Raw genomic sequence first — 18,343 nt, 5'->3', positions numbered from 1 at the left:
CAGCACCTAAGGCAGACGCTAGGGTGAAGGTATAGTCCAGACCACAAACGCCGGAAGGCGGCGGCGAAAGCCGTAGCGGTAAGAAAATCCCTCGGCCTAGGCTATGCGGGTTCGACCCCCGCCGTCCGCACCATATGCCATAATATCAGGCCACCGATGAGACGATGGGCGTCACCGCAGGCCTGTGGGTTTCATTGCGAGGGAAAACCGTTGAACCGGTACAGTTCCCATCCAAACCCGTCTTTCAGCAGCAAAGTCGAGTCCGGCAACATTCGCGATATGGTTTTTTCCGCCAACGCAAACTTGGCGGCGCCGATGCGATCGGCCAACAACGGCTGTTTCTCGGTCTCGCGGATAAAGTACCGGATGTTGTCGCGTTTGACGAAGGCGTCCACGTCATTTTCGGAGTCAGGAAATATATAGGGCGGCAGCAACCATCCCTTATCTCTGCCGCCCGTGTAGGCGGCCTCATATAAGGTGCTGCCCGTGTCGAACGGTTGAAATACGGTCCTCAAATCATTTGCCGCGACATAGCGATAGATGATGTAGCCTTCACGCTGGGCCCCAAGAAAATCATCGAGTTTTTGCCGACCGATCAGGACATCCATGACGCCCTGCTCCATCCAGGAATATGGCTGCCGATTGGGGCGGTAGATGAATTTGACGGCAGGACGACAGAAAACCACAAGAGCGATAACCGCCACTGCAAACGTAACCAAATGGCCATTGATGGCCCTGTGTCCGGCCAGCACGCGTCCGGACACAGCAAACACAACCCCACCCGGCTGAGCGGATTTGCTCACTGCCATTTTTTCCACAATCAAGCTCGCGCCGATGTAAGCGGTAGAAAAATATAACAAATAGGCCGGCGTCGCCCATCGGATATGATTGAACATGACGGCGTACCAGATGATGAACATCGCCGCAGTTGTCGCTACGAGCACAAATATCCTTCTGAACGACACCAGCAACGCGCCAATGATCAGGATGAGAGCGACGGTCGCATATTGCCGGCGATCCAGAAACCAATCATGCAGGATGAAGAAAAAGTCGTGCCAGCCCTGGCGGGTCGTCAGATCGGTCACGAAAACCCGGTTTGCCGGATCGAAAGCACGGCCGAGTTCAAGCCTGTAGTCCGCCATCCACTGGTCTGAAAGTCCGGGATGCCCGAAGATGAAAGGATAGATAGGATTACCGAGCACGATGAGATTTTTGACGTACCAGTAGCCCGCAAGGGATAAGAACGCGGCCAGGCAGGTCAAAAAAAGCGAAAACGATATTTTGCCGCGATAGATCGACGGCAAGAGCGCCAAACCGATCAAGCCAACCATCTGAAGCTCGGTGTATTTGCCGCCGACTGCCCCACCCAAGAGCAAAGCACAAGAGACGATCTCGGAGGGCCTGCTAGTCTCAAGGTAGCGCCAAAGATAAAGGACGGCTGCAACCGAAAAACAGGATCTGGGAAGGTCTGTCAGAGAAACTGCCGCGCCTGGTGTAAAAAAGCCCTGGAACGCGATCAGATAGAAAACCAGCAACAATCCAGCCGCCCGTCAGCGGTGCGAACAGCTTGTGAGCAATAACAAAAATCCGAGGAAAATCGCCGCGTTCATCAGACCCGCCGCCAGCCAGTGATCGACGAACAGCAATGCACTGGCGAAAAGCACATTGAAGAAAAGCGGTATGTTTCCGTAAAAATTGCTGTCTATCTGCGGCGTGACAAATCCAGCATGGGAAACGATGCTTTGCGCGAGCGGAATCTGAAAAGCCCAAACGTCCGCTGATCCTGCCGGGAAAAGCGCTGTTACCGACATTACCCCAATCAAGCCAATCAATGCGGCGGACGCCAAAAGGGGAAACGGATTGCCCCTGGCAGTCGCCCACACACCCATCACCGCCAGATTGCGCAAATCGACAAAAATCGCCAGAACATCGTTCCGTCGCCAGATCATTAAAATCGCGGCAAGAGGCAGCACGATTTCTATGCGCAGCAGATGGATCACTCCGAGAGCGGTTGCCAAACCACCGACGAGGGCGATCCCCGGCAAGATACCGCTTAAGAGCAGATCCGTTGCGTCACGAACAGGCGGATAAACGCCGCGGTTTAACCAAAGCACCAGAGCGCGATTGAGGGTCAGGCCAAACAGCAAAATCGCTGCAATGACCAGCCAGGCGGCAACGACAGTCATGACCGGATGTATTCCTCTCACCTATTGCGCTTCCCGCTTCATCAGCGGCATCGATGCAGCTCGCGAACCCTCCGATCGGAATGAAATTCGACACGGCGACGACCAGTCACGGCTCGCTCTCGATCGCCAAGGCCGGAGGGATCATTCTCCCAGCCGCCGCTGGCACCGCTCGGCATAAATGGGAAATTTTCCCATTTGTCAATTATTGACGAAGAGAGACCTGCAGCCGTCGCGTAAACGATTGAATTTATTAGTGGGAGCGAGATGGACCACGATTCCGGAAGACGCTTCGCTCTTCGGCATCATGCTCGAGTGTTTGCAAAGCGGCCGAAGGGCGCTACCTATTCACCAGCCTCACATCACGGAACATCCCATGAGCCACGCCACCGTTGTTACCGCCGCCATGCTCGCCATTGGCGACGAACTTCTTTCCGGCCGCACCAAGGACAAAAATATCGGCCACCTCGCCGATCTGCTCACGCTTTCAGGCATCGATCTCAAGGAGGTGCGCATCGTCGCCGACGATGAGGAGGCGATCGTCGAGGCGCTGAACGCGCTTCGCGGCAAATATGATTACGTCTTCACATCGGGCGGCATCGGGCCGACGCACGACGACATCACCGCCGATGCCATCGCCAAGGCCTTCGGGGTGCCGTGCGAATATGACGAAACGGCGATGACGCTGCTGGCCGATATGTACCGTCGCCGCGAGATGGAATTCACCGAGGCGCGCCAGCGCATGGCGCGCATGCCGCGCGGATCCGTCCATATTGCCAATCCGGTGTCGACGGCGCCGGGTTTCATCATCGGCAACGTCCATGTGATGGCCGGCGTGCCGCAGGTCTTCCAGGCGATGGTCGACAATGTGCTGCCGACGCTTCGAACCGGAACGCCGGTGCTCTCGCTTGCCATCGCCTGCCCTTACGGCGAAGGCGAGATCGGCACGCCCCTGACGGCGATCCAGAAAGCCCACCCGGAGACCAGCATCGGCTCCTACCCCCGCTATATCGGCCAGAAATTCTCGACCGAGATCGTTGTTCGCGGCCGCGCGCAGGCGGCAATCGATGCGGCCGGCGCCGCGGTGCAAGACATGATCGACGCCATCCGCCAGAGGAAGGACATCGCCGAAAACCATTCCGCCGAGGCTTGAGGACAATGCCGGAACCGGGGATCAAGCTTGATCCCCGTCAAGGAGCGGAAGGACGATCCGGTGCATTCCTTGCCTCGCGCCTGCCATTTTCAGAGCAAGGAGAATTGATATGTCTTACAAAACCATTCTCGCCATTCTCGATACAGCAGACAATAGCGCCGCCGTTGCCGATTTCGCCTTCGCCATTGCCGCCGAAAGCGGCGCGCATGTGATCGGCCTGCATGCCGAAACCATCTCCGCCGTGCCGCTGGTGGCGCCGATGGAAATCCCCGATCCCGTCGCCGTGCAGGCGCTGCAGGACATGGCGCATGGCGAGACGATCGCGGTGGAGCGGATCTTTCGCGCCAAGGCGCAAGCATCGGGCGTCGCCTCCGAATGGCGCAGCTTTACCACGTCAACCGGCTACGGTTCCGCACCGCTGATCGAAAGCGCGCGGAGCGCCGATCTCTTGATCGCCTCGCAGGCCGACCCCGCCAGACCCTCCGACAGCCATGTCGACGTCGACAGCTTTCTCTTCGAAAGCGGCCGGCCGGTACTGATAATCCCCTACATCATCCGTCAGCCGAAGCCGATCAAGCGTGTGCTGATCGCCTGGAACGGCTCGAAAGAAGCAGCGCGCGCGACCTTCGACGCGCTGCCGATCCTGAAGGCGGCCGACGCGGTGGAGATCTTCTCGGTCGATCCGGCCGACACGGCGCTGCAATCGCCGCTGACGGCAGGCGCCGATATCGCCGCGACACTTGCCCGCCACGGCGTGAAGACGACGCTTTCAACCGCCCGAAGCGTGGATAAAAACACCTCGCATGTCATCGAGAACCGGCTTTCGGACGACAGCATCGATCTTCTCGTGATGGGCGCCTATACCCATTCCTGGCTCTGGCAGATGATCTTCGGCGGCACGACGAGGACCTTGCTGCACTCGATGACGGCGCTGACGCTTCTGTCGCGTTGATCGGCTGCTCTTGCCTTTTGCCGGCAAATTCCGTTAATTGCGCCGACCGATGACGGCTTCGGGCCTCGGCACAACTCGCGCAGTGCAGCGCGCGATCTCGCGCAGTTGCAACTCGCGCGATTTCTTGTTTTGCCGATCGCCGCCTCAAGCCCCTCCGGTCGCCGGCAAACGGCGTGTTGATTTTTCATGCCGCGGAGCAGCCCGATGTCCCTTCCCGATAAAGCCTTTCCCGTTTCCTGGGATCAGTTCCACCGCGATGCGCGCGCCCTTGCCTGGCGGCTTGCCGGCCTCGATCAGACGTTCAAGGCGATCGTCTGCATCACCCGCGGCGGCCTCGTTCCGGCCGCGATCATCTCACGCGAACTGAACATCCGGCTGATCGAGACCGTCTGCGTCGCCTCCTATCATGACTATGTGAACCAGGGCGACATGACGCTGCTGAAGGGAATAGCGCCCGAGCTTGCCGAAAACGGCGGCGAAGGCGTGCTCGTCGTCGACGATCTGACCGATACCGGCAAGACCGCCGTCCAGGTGCGCGCCATGCTGCCGAGGGCGCATTTCGCCTGCGTCTATGCCAAGCCGAAGGGTGTTCCTACCATCGATACCTTCATCACCGAGGTGAGCCAGGATACCTGGATCTACTTCCCTTGGGACATGGGCTTCACCTACCAGGAGCCGATCGCCAAGGGCGCCCGCTGATCGCCGATCAGAGCGCGTGATCCTCGCATTTACCACTTGAAATTGTTCCAGATTTTGTCTGCGGGTTTCGCGATTCCGCTATCGGGATTCACACATCTATTTTACCTTATGCTCATATACTAAAGCGCATCGCATCAAATTCGATTGATGCGACGCGCTTTCGTTCTTTGCTTGATGCATGTCGTGCCGGGAACCTCTGCACACGTCCGGCCGACATTCACGAAGCGACGTGCGAATCATATCAAATTGCGCTTAAAGCGTGCGGCGACGATACGGGCATGGGGAAACAAGATGGCGCGATGGGTGCATGTGGGAGCCGGTGTAACCGTCGGTCTGGCGGCATGTCTGTTTCTCCAGGCGCCTGCCCGCGCCGAGCCTGCCTATATTCCCCTGGTGCGCGACTATGTCGAGACGCGAATCCGGCCGATGGTGGAAGCACCGCTGGTGCTGAAGGCCATCGCCGAGCAGAATGCGGAATTCGGCGATGTCAGCGAAATCGACATGCGGGTCCTCGACGAGACCTACCGGTCGGAGGTCGACCGGCACCATCTGCAGATGGTGCAGCTGCTGCTCGACAAATCCGTGTCGACTTACCTGAAAACCAGGCAGGACGCCTCGCAGGGAGCGATCGTCGAATTTTTCGTCACCGACAGTCACGGGCTGAACGTCGGGCAAAGCACCATCACCGCCGACTACTGGCAGGGCGACGAGGAGAAATACCTCAGAACCTTCGCCGACGGCTCTCGAGAGATCTTCATCGACCGGGCGGAACGCAACCAATCGACCCAGATGCTCGAAACGCAGGCGAGCTTCGTCGTCATTGACGAAGAGGACAAGCCGATCGGCGTCGCCACCGTCACCATCGCCATCGATGCGCTCTGAAGAGGGCCGAATTCTACGCCGAATCGGCATGCGCATTTGCACGGGAAATGCCATCACAAGATTTGCCGCAGGACGCTTTTTTGTGGTTCCGGCTTTTTCCTTAGCCGGCAGCGCCTGCAAGCCATTGTAATTTCAGGGCTCCCCGGCTTTCCCCAATCTCCACAGGCGCATCCACAAGATGTTGTGGTTAGCAATCAATTAACGGCCAGCCCTTGACGGAATCACCCGTTTCAAACTTACTGTCCCTGATGTTGCGGCGGCGACAGGACCGGAGGTAACGAGACCGGTTCCCTATTGAAAATTAGGACGCGGAATCAGGGCGATGTGCCGGCAACGGTGTCAGGCCTGACAGGATCTCTGCGCGATTTTCGGCCTCCAAAAAAAGTGACGTCGGGACTGGCGATAATAAGCTGTTAATACTATATTTAGCGTTTGCAGCCACCATCACCACAAGATACAGGAAGGACATCTCCGGATGACACCCCTGTGACAATACGGAAACGAGACTGGCTGCACGACGACAATGTGCCGCCGGATAGGAATTTTGCGCCCCGGTCGTGGGGACTGGGCGCCAACACGAGGTCAAGACCATGCGCATCGAACGTCGTTTCACGAAGGCCGGCCAAGGCGCCTATGCGGATATCGAATTCCGCAAGGCGACCAGCGAGATCAAGAACCCCGATGGTTCGATCGTGTTCCGCCTCGAGAATATCGACGTTCCCGCCCAGTTCTCCCAGGTCGCGACCGACGTTCTGGCGCAGAAGTATTTCCGCAAGGCCGGCGTCCCCACCCGGCTGAAGAAGGTCGAGGAAAACGACGTTCCTTCTTTCCTGTGGCGCTCTGTTCCCGACGATGCGGCGCTGAAGACCCTGTCCAAGGATGAGCAGACCGGCTCCGAGATCGATGCACGCCAGGTCTTCGACCGCCTCGCCGGCACCTGGACCTATTGGGGCTGGAAGGGCGGCTATTTCTCTTCGGAAGAAGATGCTGCCGCCTTCAAGGACGAGCTTGCCTATATGCTCGCCACCCAGCGCGTCGCGCCGAATTCGCCGCAGTGGTTCAACACCGGCCTGCATTGGGCCTACGGCATCGATGGCCCCGGCCAGGGCCATTTCTACGTCGACCCCTTCACCGGCAAGCTGACCAAATCCAAGTCGGCCTACGAACATCCGCAGCCGCATGCCTGCTTCATCCAGTCGGTCGAGGACGACCTCGTCAATGAAGGCGGCATCATGGACCTCTGGGTGCGTGAAGCGCGCCTGTTCAAATACGGCTCCGGCACCGGCTCCAACTTCTCGATGCTGCGCGGCGAAGGCGAAAAGCTTTCCGGCGGCGGCCGCTCCTCCGGCCTGATGAGCTTCCTGAAGATCGGCGACCGCGCCGCGGGCGCTATCAAATCGGGCGGCACGACGCGCCGTGCCGCCAAGATGGTGGTCGTCGATATCGACCATCCCGATATCGAGGAATACATCAACTGGAAGGTCAAGGAAGAGCAGAAGGTAGCGGCCCTCGTCACCGGTTCGAAGATCGTCGCCCGCCACCTGAAGGCGATCATGAAGGCCTGCGTCAATTGCGACGGCGGCGACAACGGCGATTGCTTCGATCCCACCAAGAACCCTGCCCTGAAGCGCGAAATCCGCGCCGCCAAGAAGGACCAGGTTCCTGAAAATTACGTCCAGCGCGTCATCCAGTTCGCCCGCCAGGGCTACAAGGATCTCGAATTCAAGACCTACGACACGGATTGGGATTCGGAAGCCTATCTGACGGTCTCCGGCCAGAACTCCAACAACTCCGTCTCGATCAAGGACGATTTCCTGCGCGCCGTCGAAAATGACGGCGAATGGAAGCTGACCGCCCGCAAGGACGGCCGGGTGATGAAGACGCTGAAGGCGCGCGATCTCTGGGAAACGATTTCCTACGCCGCCTGGGCCTCGGCCGATCCTGGCATCCACTTCAACACGACGATGAACGACTGGCACACCTCGCCGGCGGGCGGCCCGATCCGCGGCTCGAACCCGTGCTCGGAATACATGTTCCTCGACGACACGGCCTGCAACCTCGCCTCGCTGAACCTCTTGCAGTTCAAGGACAAGGCGACCAAGCGCATCAACATTGCCGACTACGAACACGCCGTTCGCCTGTGGACCGTCGTGCTCGAAGTCTCGGTCATGATGGCGCAGTTCCCGTCGAAGCGCATTGCCGAACTCTCCTACGAATACCGCACGCTCGGCCTCGGCTACGCCAATATCGGCGGCCTGCTGATGTCGTCTGGCATTCCCTATGACTCCACTGAGGCCCGCGCTATTGCCGGTTCGCTGACCGCGATCATGACCGGCATCTGCTATGCGACCTCCGCCGAAATGGCTGCCGAGCTCGGGCCCTTTCCGAACTTCGCGCCGAACCGCGAGAGCATGCTCAGGGTCATCCGCAACCATCGCCGCGCCGCTTACGGCGAAACCTCCGGCTATGAGGCGCTGTCGATCGACCCGGTCGCGCTGATCCATTCGGAAAACCCGGATCAGGATCTCGCCGCCCACGCCAAATCAGCCTGGGACAAGGCGCTCGCGCTTGGCGAACAGCATGGCTACCGCAATGCCCAGGTGTCGGTGATCGCGCCCACCGGCACGATCGGTCTCGTCATGGATTGCGACACCACCGGCATCGAGCCCGACTTCGCCCTCGTCAAGTTCAAGAAGCTCGCCGGCGGCGGCTACTTCAAGATCATCAACCGCGCCGTGCCCGACGCGCTGCGCACGCTCGGCTATTCCGAAAGCCAGATCGCCGAAATCGAAGCCTATGCCGTCGGCCATGGCAACCTCAACCAGGCGCCGGCAATCAACCCGTCGACGCTGAAGACCAAGGGCTTCACCGACGAAAAGGTGGACGCCGTCAATGCTGCGCTGAAGAGCGCCTTCGACATCAAGTTCGTCTTCAACCAGTGGACGCTCGGCGCCGATTTTCTCAAGGAGACGCTGAAGGTTTCCGACGAACAGCTGGCCGATATGAGCTTCAGCCTGCTCGACCATATCGGCTTCTCGAAGAAGGACGTCGAGGCCGCCAACATCCATGTCTGCGGCGCGATGACGCTGGAAGGCGCGCCCTTCCTGAAGGCCGAGCACCTGCCGGTCTTCGATTGCGCCAACCCCTGCGGCAAGATCGGCAAGCGCTACCTCTCCGTGGAAAGCCATATCCGCATGATGGCGGCTGCCCAGCCCTTCATCTCCGGTGCGATTTCCAAGACGATCAACATGCCGAACGAGGCGACCGTCGAGGATTGCAAGAACGCCTACCTGCTCTCCTGGAAGCTCGGCCTCAAGGCCAATGCGCTCTATCGTGACGGCTCGAAGCTGTCGCAGCCGCTCAATGCCTCGCTGATCGAAGACGAGGGCGATGAGGATGCGCTGGAGGAACTGATCCAGCAGCCGCTCGCAGCACAGGCCGTGACGGTCACCGAAAAGATCATCGAGCGGGTGATCGAACGCGTCTCGCGCGAACGCGAGAAGCTGCCGAACCGCCGCCAGGGCTATACCCAGAAGGCCGCCGTCGGCGGACACAAGGTATATCTCAGAACCGGCGAATTCGGTGACGGCCGCCTCGGCGAGATCTTCATCGACATGCACAAGGAAGGCGCTGCCTTCCGTGCGATGATGAACAATTTCGCCATCGCCATCTCGCTCGGCCTGCAATATGGCGTGCCGCTCGAGGAATATGTCGAGGCCTTCACCTTCACCAAGTTCGAGCCGGCCGGCATGGTCATCGGCAACGACGCGATCAAGAACGCCACCTCGATCCTCGACTATGTCTTCCGCGAGCTGGCCGTCTCCTATCTCGGCCGTCATGACCTCGCCCATGTCGATACGTCTGACTTCTCCAACACGGCCCTCGGCAAGGGCATCCAGGAAGGCAAAACCAACCTGCTTTCCACAGGCTGGACCCGCGGCTACAAGCCGACGCTGGTTTCCGGCACCGGCGGCGAACGCCAGGCGGGCGAACCCAAGGGTGCCGCCACCGCGGCCCCTGCCCGCGCCGCCTCCACCGGCACCGTAACTGCCTTTGCCGGCAGTGCTGCCCGCAAGCTGGAGCCGACGGTCGCCATCTCCACCTCGGAAATCGTCGCCTTCAAGCGCGATTACGAGGAGCGCGCCAAGGAATTGGCCGAAGAGATCGCCGAAGAGGTAACCGAGGAAATCACCAGCGACGCCACCGCCCTCTTCTCCGACAAGGCGGCAGCGGACGCGGCAACGGCCAAGACCGAAGCCAAGAAGGTGGAAGCCGAACGCCGCCAGCGCTCGATCATGCAGGGCTATACCGGCAACATGTGCTCGGAGTGCCAGAACTTCACGATGGTGCGGAATGGGACTTGCGAGAAGTGCGACACGTGCGGCGCGACGAGCGGGTGCAGCTGAGCGGGCTTCTTACTCCTCGTGTGCGTGCGACGACATGAACTTTGTCATTTTGACGTAATCCTTGCTACAATGGCGGTTCTCTCGCAGCGAAGATCTTTCCGGGTGCCGATGGCGTCCGGAAAATCACCTCGGGAACGAAAGGGGGAATAAGATGGCTTCAGGGGTTTGTTCGTCAGTATCGACCGCTATGAGTCGCCAGCTGTCCGTGATCTGTCGTGCGCGACTCGCGATACGACCGCGCTCGAAGCTCTCTGCGCCGATACCCTTGACGGCCTGTTCGTTCTAGGCTGAGTTCGAGGCGCGTTCCCAGTGCGACGCCGACGATACCATCGTCATCGCATTCTTCGGGCCCCGGTTCGGAGACTCACGAACTAAGCAACCATCCGTCCGTCAGTCGTTTGCTAATTGTGACGCACGTCGCTGTCCCACCTGGAATCGGACGGTGAGCGTCCTTCACTAATTCCGGCACCACCTCGTGCACCCTGCTCGCGTAGCCGTCAATGGAAATAGGCTTCCGCTCCTCGGCCGTCACCAGCGCATCTCGGCACCGGTTGGGAAGCGCGTTGACGTCAGGAAGGTAGATCTCGGCTGTTCTAACGGTCGAAGCGAAGGGGAGCCATAGTTTGGAGCTCAGCCATGCAATGCGCTTTCCGTCAAACAGGCCGAAAACCACCGGGACCCGCATAATCTTATTTTTTTCGAGACCCCGCTGCCGAACCGCCGATCCTTGGTGTAAAAGGAAGCGCGCTCCGGCGCGTCTCTGAGTCTTAGAATTGGTACGGAAATGACGCTAACTTGCGGTGCTTTGTTCTCGGGAATCGGCGGATTTTGCCTCGGCTTCGAGCAGGCGGGATTCGAATCCTCTTGGGCAGTTGAGATCGATGATCATGCGGCGGAAACCTACCGGAAGAACCTTCCGCACGTTCGTCTGATAACGAAGAGCGTGTCTGAAATCGATGTCGTTGAGGATGCGCTGTCACCAGTGGACATTCTTCATGCCGGTTTTCCCTGCCAGAGCTTCTCTCAGGCCGGAGAAAAGAAAGGCTTCGAGGATCCGCGAGGTCGCCTGTTTTTCGAGATCATTCGGATCATCGAGCAGTTCGGGGACCGGAAGCCAAAAGTTCTCGTATTGGAAAACGCACCGTTCCTCCGGTATGGCGAGGGTGGAGCATGGTTCCTGGAGGTTCAACGCGCCATACAGAAGGCAGGTTACTGGTTTCGGCCGGAAAACGCCCAAGAACTGAGCGCCTTCGAGCTGACAGAGTTGCCACAGCAACGAACCCGCTTGTTCATGGTGGCCCTTTCCATGGAGCACTTCAACAGCGGGCGGTTCAACTTTCCAGCCGAGAAAAATGCGACGCCGAAGCGGCTGAGGGACTACATCAGCTTCGATGAGAGCGTGGCGGACGAATATTATCTCGATAGCGAGAACCGCTACTACAAGATGATTTCCGAAGCTGTGACTGACCGCGAACGTCTATATCAGCTCCGGAAATACGAGGTGCGGGCGAAGGAAGCGGGAGTTTGCCCGACACTGACGGCGAATATGGGTCTCGGCGGCCATAATGTGCCTTTCATCATGAACGGCCACGGGTTGAGAAAGCTTACTGAAGACGAATGCTTAAGATTGCAGGGTTTTCCAGAGGATTTTTCGTTTCCCGACGTTGTGCCACGTGCAAAACGCTATACACAAGTTGGAAACGCGATCGCTGTTCCCGTGGCGAAACTTCTAGCGGAACGCGTAAAAGCCAAGCTTGTGAATGGGGTGTCGTAATTGGCGAAGGTGGGGTTCGAATTTCCAATTGACGCATCGGGTCAATGGGACGGGTTTAACGATTCCGCGATGGAGCACTTCAGCGGCAATCCGTTCCAGCATCTCGGCCGCGAGGTTCCTCAAAACACGATAGACGCAAAAGCCGGAAATCCTGCACGCATCCGCGTTTCGCTCAAAAAGATCCCGCCGTCTCAGATCCCGGGTTTTGATGGGTTCTCGAAGACGATCGACAAGTGCCTTGAGTCTGCGAAAGCGGAGCAGAACGAGAAGGCTGTTAAGTTCTTCGATAACGCACAGGCATTGCTGAAGAAAAAAGATCTTATTGTCCTGCAAATCGAAGATTCCAACACGATCGGCGTGAAAGGTCCCTGTGAAAATGGACAGCCCTTCTTTGCTCTGCTGAAGGCCACGGGCCAGAGCCGGAAAGCCGACACCTCAACTGGCTCCTACGGCATCGGAAAGTTCGCACCGTTCACGGTTTCAGGTCTACGTACGGTCTTCGTGACGACGATATGGAAAGACGACGCCGGTGGCTGGCATCACTATGTCCAGGGCAAATCGGTCCTCATGTCGCACCTCGACAAGAAGAAGGTGCGTAGAGGTACAGGGTTTTGGGGCGTCACCGAAGGATGCATGCCCATCACCTCACTCACAGACGACGTGCCTGACTGGCTCCGAAGAACGCATGACGGCGAGATTTCGGGCTTTGCCGGAACCACGCTGAGCATCCTCGGCTTCGACGCGGTGAAGGATTGGCAGAACGTTCTCACCGCGAACATCCTCATGAATTTCTTTGGCGCCATCCAACGCGGCGAACTAGAAGTTTCCATCGACGGAAGCCACGACATCAATTCGGCAAGCCTGACGACACTGCTGAACAACGGGGCACTGGCAAAGGTGGCCGACGAGCAAGAAGGCGAAGCGGGCCGTTTCCGGACGATCCTAAGCTACCTGGAGGCTCTGGAAGGCGGCGAAGGCGTCTCCATCGAGAACTCACAAAACCTACATCTTGGCGATTGCCAAGTACGAATCCTTGTCGGGGAAAAGCTGCCGAAGAAAGTTGCTGTGCTGAGAAACGGCATGCTGATCACTGAAGAGCTTGCCGGATTAAAGCGTTTTGGTGAATTCAAAGACTTTGTTGCCGTACTTGAGTGTTCCAGCACCAAGGGTCAGGCACTGTTGCGCGGAATGGAGCCGCCACGCCATGATGCCTTCGAACCAGAACGACTTCCGCCCGACAGGCGTAGCGCTGGTAAGACAGCGCTCAAGGAACTCGCGGTTTTTGTTCGCGAGATGCTAAAGCGCCACGCCCAGGACCCTGTCACCGAGGTGACGAATCTTGACGAGCTGGCGGACTTCTTCGCTGACGAAGAAGACGAAGGAGACGGAAAGAAGCGCGATGAAAACCCTGCGGGCAAGATCGTCATTCGCGCGCGGCAGGTGAAGTCGAAGATCCGCGCGCCGAGCTACCTACCAGCTCCCAATGCGGTCGCCGCGGATGTCGACGACGACCTCGACAGTCCGGACAAGGCCGATGCACAAGGCGAAAATGCAGGACCCGGCGAAGGAGGAGTAGGAGAGCCAAAACCAAACGACAGCTCGGGTGGAGACGACGCCAGCGGGGGCGGAATGGGCAACGCGCAACACGGAGCGTTCTCCTCGGCCCCGGTCCGGGATGTTCGTGCCGTTCCCCTCGCCGACAAACGTCGTCGTCGAATCGCTTTCACTCCGCTGAGAACAGGTATGGGACGAGTTGTGCTACAGGACTCCGGCGCTGATACCGACAGAGCACTTAACGTGGTGAGTTCGACGATCGGCAAGGTAGCCGCCGGAATGGTCGGTTCGCTCCCAATGATTTCGGGGGAACGTCTGATGTTCGAGGTCGAACTCGACCGCGAGTTCGTCGGCACGATCAAGGTCGTAGCAGATGCAATTTGATCTTCTCAGGGCATTCCCCTACCCCGTTCTTCGTCCATCGGTCGACGACTATATTGACGGAGACATCCAGGCAACCGTCGACTTCACACAATCGGACGACGGTCTGACGCTGACGGCACACGTGTCCTTCGCGCTCTCGGTTCCGGAAATCGTGGCGGAGATCGAAGCTGGGCGCGCCGCTTATTCAGTGGTGTTCGCCTGCCGTGACACCTACTTCCGGAAGGCTGTCCTCAGCGATGTCCCGACCCTACTCCCATAGTTTCCCGGCGGGTTCGATTCGCGGCGAAGTGCTCATCTACCCCTACGTCGTGGCGAGAACGAATATCGATAACTTCACGTGCAAGTGGATCAACGCCGAATTCGGCGCAGGCCCGTTCGCCTTCGAAGAAGGCGCGGCGCTGGGGCTCGAGGTGCCGCAATCGATCTACGTCGACCGCGACGCCTTTAAGCCTATCAGCTCGGCATTTCAGCTGGTCAAGAATTACGATGTGCCTGACAACCAATGGCGCGTGGAGCCTTACGGCGACAAGGTCACGATCTTGGTCAGTCCGGACACCAAAGCCAAAATCGACCTCGCTCGCAACGACAGCGGAAAGAAGGCGATTCTTCTCAACTCGATCTATCTCGGCGCGGTGATCCAGTGCGTTTCGTTGCTGAAATACGAACCGCAGGAGGTCGAGGATTTCAGATGGGCGCATATCTTCAGGAAGAGGTGCGACGACCTGTCGATAAACCTAGACCATGAGAGCGCATCTTTCGTGGCCCAGGAACTGATGAAACATCCAATGAAGCTCATCGACGCTTATTTCTTTAAGGCGGATTCATGAAGGCCAGACTCCTGAAGGGCACGACCCTCGAAGAACTTCGCCAGGCAGTCCCAACACACCTCCAGCAATATCGAAGCGGAAACTTCGAAAGCATTGAAGTTGATGACGCCCTCTGGTTTGAACTTGACCGCGAGGTAAACGAGTCACGATTCAAGGACATGACGTTTTCGAAGGCTGGTGACCACTACGAAGTGGACAACTGCATTGTCCTCTACGATGCGTTCAACGGCCTGACAGCTTACGAAGCTCGCGATGAGCGGCTCTGGGCCTACTATGTCCACACGCATCTCCTCGAATATTCGAGACGCCGATGGCCGATTCCGAACGACGACGACCAGGCAGTCGCGCATATCCGGCGGCACTTCTTCGCCCGCGACAAGCGCCAGAGCGAACGGGACAACGCAGCGTCGCGACTCTGGTGGATGGCGCACCTCTGCGCGCGAGTGCCAGAGCTGGACAGGGAGGTCGCTCTCGAAGCTTTCCTTTACAAATCCGACGTCCGGGCAAACCTCGTTGAAAGGCCTACCACGTCGCAGTCAACCGAACTTTTCGGAGCCATACTGGAAAAGCTCGTCACGTCCTACAGAGGCAACAAAAAGCTGTTCGAGCGCCAGGCATTCCGACGTCTGATGGCAGAAGTCAATTCGATCGGTGGCTTCAAGCTGATCGACTGCTTCGATAACGCCCAGGCGTCGAACGTTATCTCTGATCTGATTTCGACTAAGCTAACGCTCAGCGACATCTAGACTAGTCAGCCGTTTTGAAGATGATGCCGCAGTGACGAACGTCGTCAATGATCGCCAGGACCGTTCTGACAACGGCCGTCAGGTCCTGTCTAATCTCGTGCTCCCATACCCGATGAACCCTCCATCCCTCCGAAGCGAGCTTTGCTGTGACCCCGAGATCACGTGCGCGATTACGCTCAAGCTTCGGAAGCCAGTAGTCTGCGTTAGATTTGGGTTTCGTGGCATGAATCGGACAACCGTGCCAAAAGCAGCCGTCAACGAAAATAGCCAGCCTGTAGCGCGGGAAGATAATGTCCGGTTTACCCTCCAGCGTTGATCGGATGCGATATCGGTGTCCCAATGCCCATAAGGCAGTGCGCAGCTGCAATTCTGGCTTAGTATTCCGCGAGCGTATCTTTTTCATACACGCCTGACGCTGTGTCGTCGTAAGATTGTCAGCCATATCCGCATCCCGTCGCTTCGCGAATCGGTATCTCGTTTCGGACAGCGCCTCCGGAGTGGTGCTGTGTTCGTCCGGAGCCGGCCCTAAGCTAGCGTTGGTCATCTTAGCCTAATCTTGCTGATTGATGACAATTGGGTTCCCGAATTTCCGGTGCCCTAGGTGCAGCGGCGCGAAAGAGGGAATATTTGGCGGCACGCGTTCCGCAACAATCACCCCACCCCGCCAGCAATCTGGCGCAGTCCGTTGGCGACTGCGATGACGGCCCGGTCGTTGCGGCTTTCCGGCAGCATCCATGCCGTGATCGAAAGGCCGAGCGGAACGCGGCGGTCGAAGGGGGCGACGAGGGCGCCGCTGTTGAGATGAGGTTGCACCAGCGATTGCCGCCCCATCAGAACCCCTGCGCCGGATAAAGCTTCCTGCACGGCAACTGCATAGAGTGAGAAGCCGGGTCCGGTGGGGATTACCGGGCTGTCGGGCATGGCGGTTTCCGCCCAGATCCGCCAATCCTGCCAGACCACATCCGAGATGCAGTTGACCGTTGCAAGATCGGCGGGGTCGGCAAGCGTTGCGGCCAATCCAGGCATGCAGACCGGCAGCAGCTGTTCGTCCCACAAGGTGATCTTGTCCGGGCCGGGCTCGGCATAGAACAGGCACAGATCGAAGGGTGTGCGCTTGAGATCCGGCGGCTCTTCGAGTGCAGTGACCGAGATATCGACATCGCGCAGCGCCGCGCGCAGAGGCAGCAGGCGCGGCGCCAGCCACAGCTGGGCGAGCGCCGGCGAGGTGACAATATGGACTTTGCGCGGGGCCGCGTGACGCCGCAGCTCGCGCACCGCACCGCCAAGCGCATCGAAGGCGGCGCTGAACCGGGGAGCGACGCGCTGTCCGAGGGCGGTCAGGGTGACACCCCTCGCCTGCCGGTGAAACAGCTCGGCGCCGAATTCGGCCTCCAGCGCCTTGATCTGCGCGGCCACGGCGCCTGGCGTGACCATCAGTTCATCGGCGGCGCGGCGAAAGCTGCCCAGCCGGGCGGCGGCCTCGAAGGCGCGCAGCGCGTTCAGCGAAGGCAATCTGTCGAACGGCGGCGCGATGGACATGAAATTGAGGCCTAGATTTTCTGACCCTTTTATCGCTGAAAACTGGTTTGTCGCAAGTCCGCCCGCATGAAATCTTGATTCATGCAGCAACCAAGTCGCGCCGCCTCAAGCGGAAGCGACATTCAGCAGGGATGATGACAGCCATGAAGATTTCGGCCATCGAGCTTTACGAATACGACCTGACCTACTCCCACGGAACCTATGTGATGTCCAAGGGCCGGTCGGCGAAACAGCAGCCGTCCAATCTCGTGAGGGTCATCACCGACAGCGGCATCGAAGGCTGGGGCGAGGCTGCAACGCTTTCCGGCAATTATCTGCCGGTCTTTGCCGGCAGCACGCGTGCGGCGCTGCGCGAACTCGCGCCGCTGCTGATCGGGCAGGATCCGCGCAGGAGCACGCACCTGCAGCGCCTGATGGCCAGTGTGCTGATGGGACAAGCCAATGCCAAGAACGCTTTCGACGTGGCCTGCTGGGATATTTTCGGCAAATCCGTCGATCTGCCGATCGCGGCGCTGATCGGCGGCGTGCTGAGCACCGACCTGCCGATCTTCGAGGCCGTGCCGCTGTCCTCGACCGAGGAAAGCCTCGACTATGTCAGCAAGCGCAGCGCCCAGGGCATCATGCGCTACCAGATCAAGATCGGCGACGATCCGGTAAACGACGCCGCGCGTGCCCGTGCCATCGTCAAGGCCTTCCCGGATATCTTCTTCTTCGTCGACGCGAATGCCGGATACACGCTGCTCGAAGCCCAGATCGCCATGCGTGCGCTTGAAGATATGAACCTCTACGTCGAACAGCCCTGCCGGGATCTCGCCGATTGCGCCATGCTGCGTAAGATCAGCGGGCTGCCGATCGTGCTGGATGAAGCGATCCTCACCCATGCCGACCTCTATCGCGCCAAATACGAGGTGAATGCGGCTGCGGTCAACATCAAGCTCGGGCGTCTCGGCGGCATCACGCCGGCGGTTGCCATGCGCAACACGGCGCAGGATCTCGGCATGCATTTCTGCATCGAGGACGTCTGGGGCGGCGATGTTACGGCGGCGGCGGTGTCGCATGTAGCAGCCAGCGCCTTCCCGGAAAATCTGATGCACACCTCCTTCTTCAACGATTGGACGAACGAGCATGTGGCCGGCTATCAGCCGCGCACGCGCAATGGCCGGGGTGCTGCACCGACCGGCCCCGGTCTCGGCATCACGGTCGACCGCTCGCTGCTCGGCGCGCCGGTGGCCAGCTTTTCCTGA

Annotated in this window: 13 protein-coding genes and 1 pseudogene; 11 read left to right on the top strand and 3 right to left on the bottom strand. The window is 59.0% G+C overall.

Annotated elements, in window-relative coordinates:
* Nucleotides 1-191: 191 nt before the first annotated feature.
* A pseudogene (locus CO657_RS07195) lies at nt 192-2,186 on the bottom strand (hypothetical protein).
* 373 nt (nt 2,187-2,559) lie between these two features.
* On the opposite strand from CO657_RS07195, the gene CO657_RS07190 reads away from it, so the two are divergent.
* From CO657_RS07190 to CO657_RS07145, 10 genes are all read left to right on the top strand, one after another.
* Nucleotides 2,560-3,336: a competence/damage-inducible protein A gene (locus tag CO657_RS07190; protein WP_012557423.1), complete on the top strand. Its 777-nt coding sequence runs from the start codon at nt 2,560-2,562 to the stop codon at nt 3,334-3,336.
* 109 nt (nt 3,337-3,445) lie between these two features.
* On the top strand, nt 3,446-4,288 hold the full coding sequence (locus CO657_RS07185; protein WP_054185760.1) for a universal stress protein: 843 nt from the start codon (nt 3,446-3,448) through the stop codon (nt 4,286-4,288).
* 204 nt (nt 4,289-4,492) lie between these two features.
* Nucleotides 4,493-4,987, top strand: a complete 495-nt coding sequence (gene gpt / locus CO657_RS07180) for a xanthine phosphoribosyltransferase (protein ID WP_054185759.1) — start codon at nt 4,493-4,495, stop codon at nt 4,985-4,987.
* A gap of 291 nt (nt 4,988-5,278) precedes the next feature.
* Nucleotides 5,279-5,869, top strand: a complete 591-nt coding sequence (locus CO657_RS07175; RefSeq protein WP_054185758.1) for a hypothetical protein — start codon at nt 5,279-5,281, stop codon at nt 5,867-5,869.
* A 590-nt stretch (nt 5,870-6,459) separates the two neighbouring features.
* Nucleotides 6,460-10,275, top strand: coding sequence for a vitamin B12-dependent ribonucleotide reductase (locus CO657_RS07170; RefSeq protein ID WP_054185757.1), 3,816 nt, complete (start codon nt 6,460-6,462; stop codon nt 10,273-10,275).
* A 784-nt stretch (nt 10,276-11,059) separates the two neighbouring features.
* Nucleotides 11,060-12,049, top strand: a complete 990-nt coding sequence (locus CO657_RS07165; protein WP_063856466.1) for a DNA cytosine methyltransferase — start codon at nt 11,060-11,062, stop codon at nt 12,047-12,049.
* Nucleotides 12,050-13,987, top strand: coding sequence for a hypothetical protein (locus CO657_RS07160; RefSeq protein WP_054185754.1), 1,938 nt, complete (start codon nt 12,050-12,052; stop codon nt 13,985-13,987). It begins immediately after the preceding gene.
* Nucleotides 13,977-14,246: a hypothetical protein gene (locus tag CO657_RS07155; RefSeq protein WP_054185753.1), complete on the top strand. Its 270-nt coding sequence runs from the start codon at nt 13,977-13,979 to the stop codon at nt 14,244-14,246. Before CO657_RS07160 ends, CO657_RS07155 begins: the two co-directional genes overlap by 11 nt.
* Nucleotides 14,224-14,814: a hypothetical protein gene (locus tag CO657_RS07150; protein ID WP_128715526.1), complete on the top strand. Its 591-nt coding sequence runs from the start codon at nt 14,224-14,226 to the stop codon at nt 14,812-14,814. Before CO657_RS07155 ends, CO657_RS07150 begins: the two co-directional genes overlap by 23 nt.
* Nucleotides 14,811-15,560 (top strand): DUF6339 family protein, encoded by a 750-nt coding sequence (locus CO657_RS07145; RefSeq protein ID WP_054185751.1) that lies wholly within the window; start codon nt 14,811-14,813, stop codon nt 15,558-15,560. The genes CO657_RS07150 and CO657_RS07145 overlap by 4 nt, the downstream gene beginning before the upstream one ends.
* A gap of 1 nt (nt 15,561) precedes the next feature.
* On the opposite strand, the gene CO657_RS07140 is transcribed toward CO657_RS07145, so the two are convergent.
* Nucleotides 15,562-15,963: a very short patch repair endonuclease gene (locus tag CO657_RS07140; RefSeq protein WP_245293054.1), complete on the bottom strand. Its 402-nt coding sequence runs from the start codon at nt 15,961-15,963 to the stop codon at nt 15,562-15,564.
* A 248-nt stretch (nt 15,964-16,211) separates the two neighbouring features.
* Entirely contained in the window at nt 16,212-17,099 is an 888-nt protein-coding gene (locus CO657_RS07135) for a LysR family transcriptional regulator (protein WP_054185750.1), read from the bottom strand.
* Nucleotides 17,100-17,242: 143 nt separating this feature from the next.
* Between CO657_RS07135 and CO657_RS07130 the strand changes: the two genes are divergently transcribed.
* Entirely contained in the window at nt 17,243-18,343 is a 1,101-nt protein-coding gene (locus CO657_RS07130; protein ID WP_054185766.1) for a mandelate racemase/muconate lactonizing enzyme family protein, read from the top strand.

It is taken from the genome of Rhizobium acidisoli, assembly GCF_002531755.2.
Taxonomy (GTDB): domain Bacteria; phylum Pseudomonadota; class Alphaproteobacteria; order Rhizobiales; family Rhizobiaceae; genus Rhizobium; species Rhizobium acidisoli.
Note: the sequence above shows the minus strand (reverse complement) of the source record. Positions and strands in the feature narration are given on the sequence as shown.

What these genes read in the sequence shown, in the direction of transcription:
- CO657_RS07190 (WP_012557423.1), top strand. Translation starts at nt 2,560, where the DNA reads ATGAGCCACGCCACCGTTGTTACCGCCGCCATGCTCGCCATTGGCGAC.
- CO657_RS07185 (WP_054185760.1), top strand. Translation starts at nt 3,446, where the DNA reads ATGTCTTACAAAACCATTCTCGCCATTCTCGATACAGCAGACAATAGC.
- gpt (WP_054185759.1), top strand. Translation starts at nt 4,493, where the DNA reads ATGTCCCTTCCCGATAAAGCCTTTCCCGTTTCCTGGGATCAGTTCCAC.
- CO657_RS07175 (WP_054185758.1), top strand. Translation starts at nt 5,279, where the DNA reads ATGGCGCGATGGGTGCATGTGGGAGCCGGTGTAACCGTCGGTCTGGCG.
- CO657_RS07170 (WP_054185757.1), top strand. Translation starts at nt 6,460, where the DNA reads ATGCGCATCGAACGTCGTTTCACGAAGGCCGGCCAAGGCGCCTATGCG.
- CO657_RS07165 (WP_063856466.1), top strand. Translation starts at nt 11,060, where the DNA reads ATGACGCTAACTTGCGGTGCTTTGTTCTCGGGAATCGGCGGATTTTGC.
- CO657_RS07155 (WP_054185753.1), top strand. Translation starts at nt 13,977, where the DNA reads ATGCAATTTGATCTTCTCAGGGCATTCCCCTACCCCGTTCTTCGTCCA.
- CO657_RS07150 (WP_128715526.1), top strand. Translation starts at nt 14,224, where the DNA reads ATGTCCCGACCCTACTCCCATAGTTTCCCGGCGGGTTCGATTCGCGGC.
- CO657_RS07145 (WP_054185751.1), top strand. Translation starts at nt 14,811, where the DNA reads ATGAAGGCCAGACTCCTGAAGGGCACGACCCTCGAAGAACTTCGCCAG.
- CO657_RS07140 (WP_245293054.1), bottom strand. Translation starts at nt 15,963, where the DNA reads ATGAAAAAGATACGCTCGCGGAATACTAAGCCAGAATTGCAGCTGCGC.
- CO657_RS07135 (WP_054185750.1), bottom strand. Translation starts at nt 17,099, where the DNA reads ATGTCCATCGCGCCGCCGTTCGACAGATTGCCTTCGCTGAACGCGCTG.
- CO657_RS07130 (WP_054185766.1), top strand. Translation starts at nt 17,243, where the DNA reads ATGAAGATTTCGGCCATCGAGCTTTACGAATACGACCTGACCTACTCC.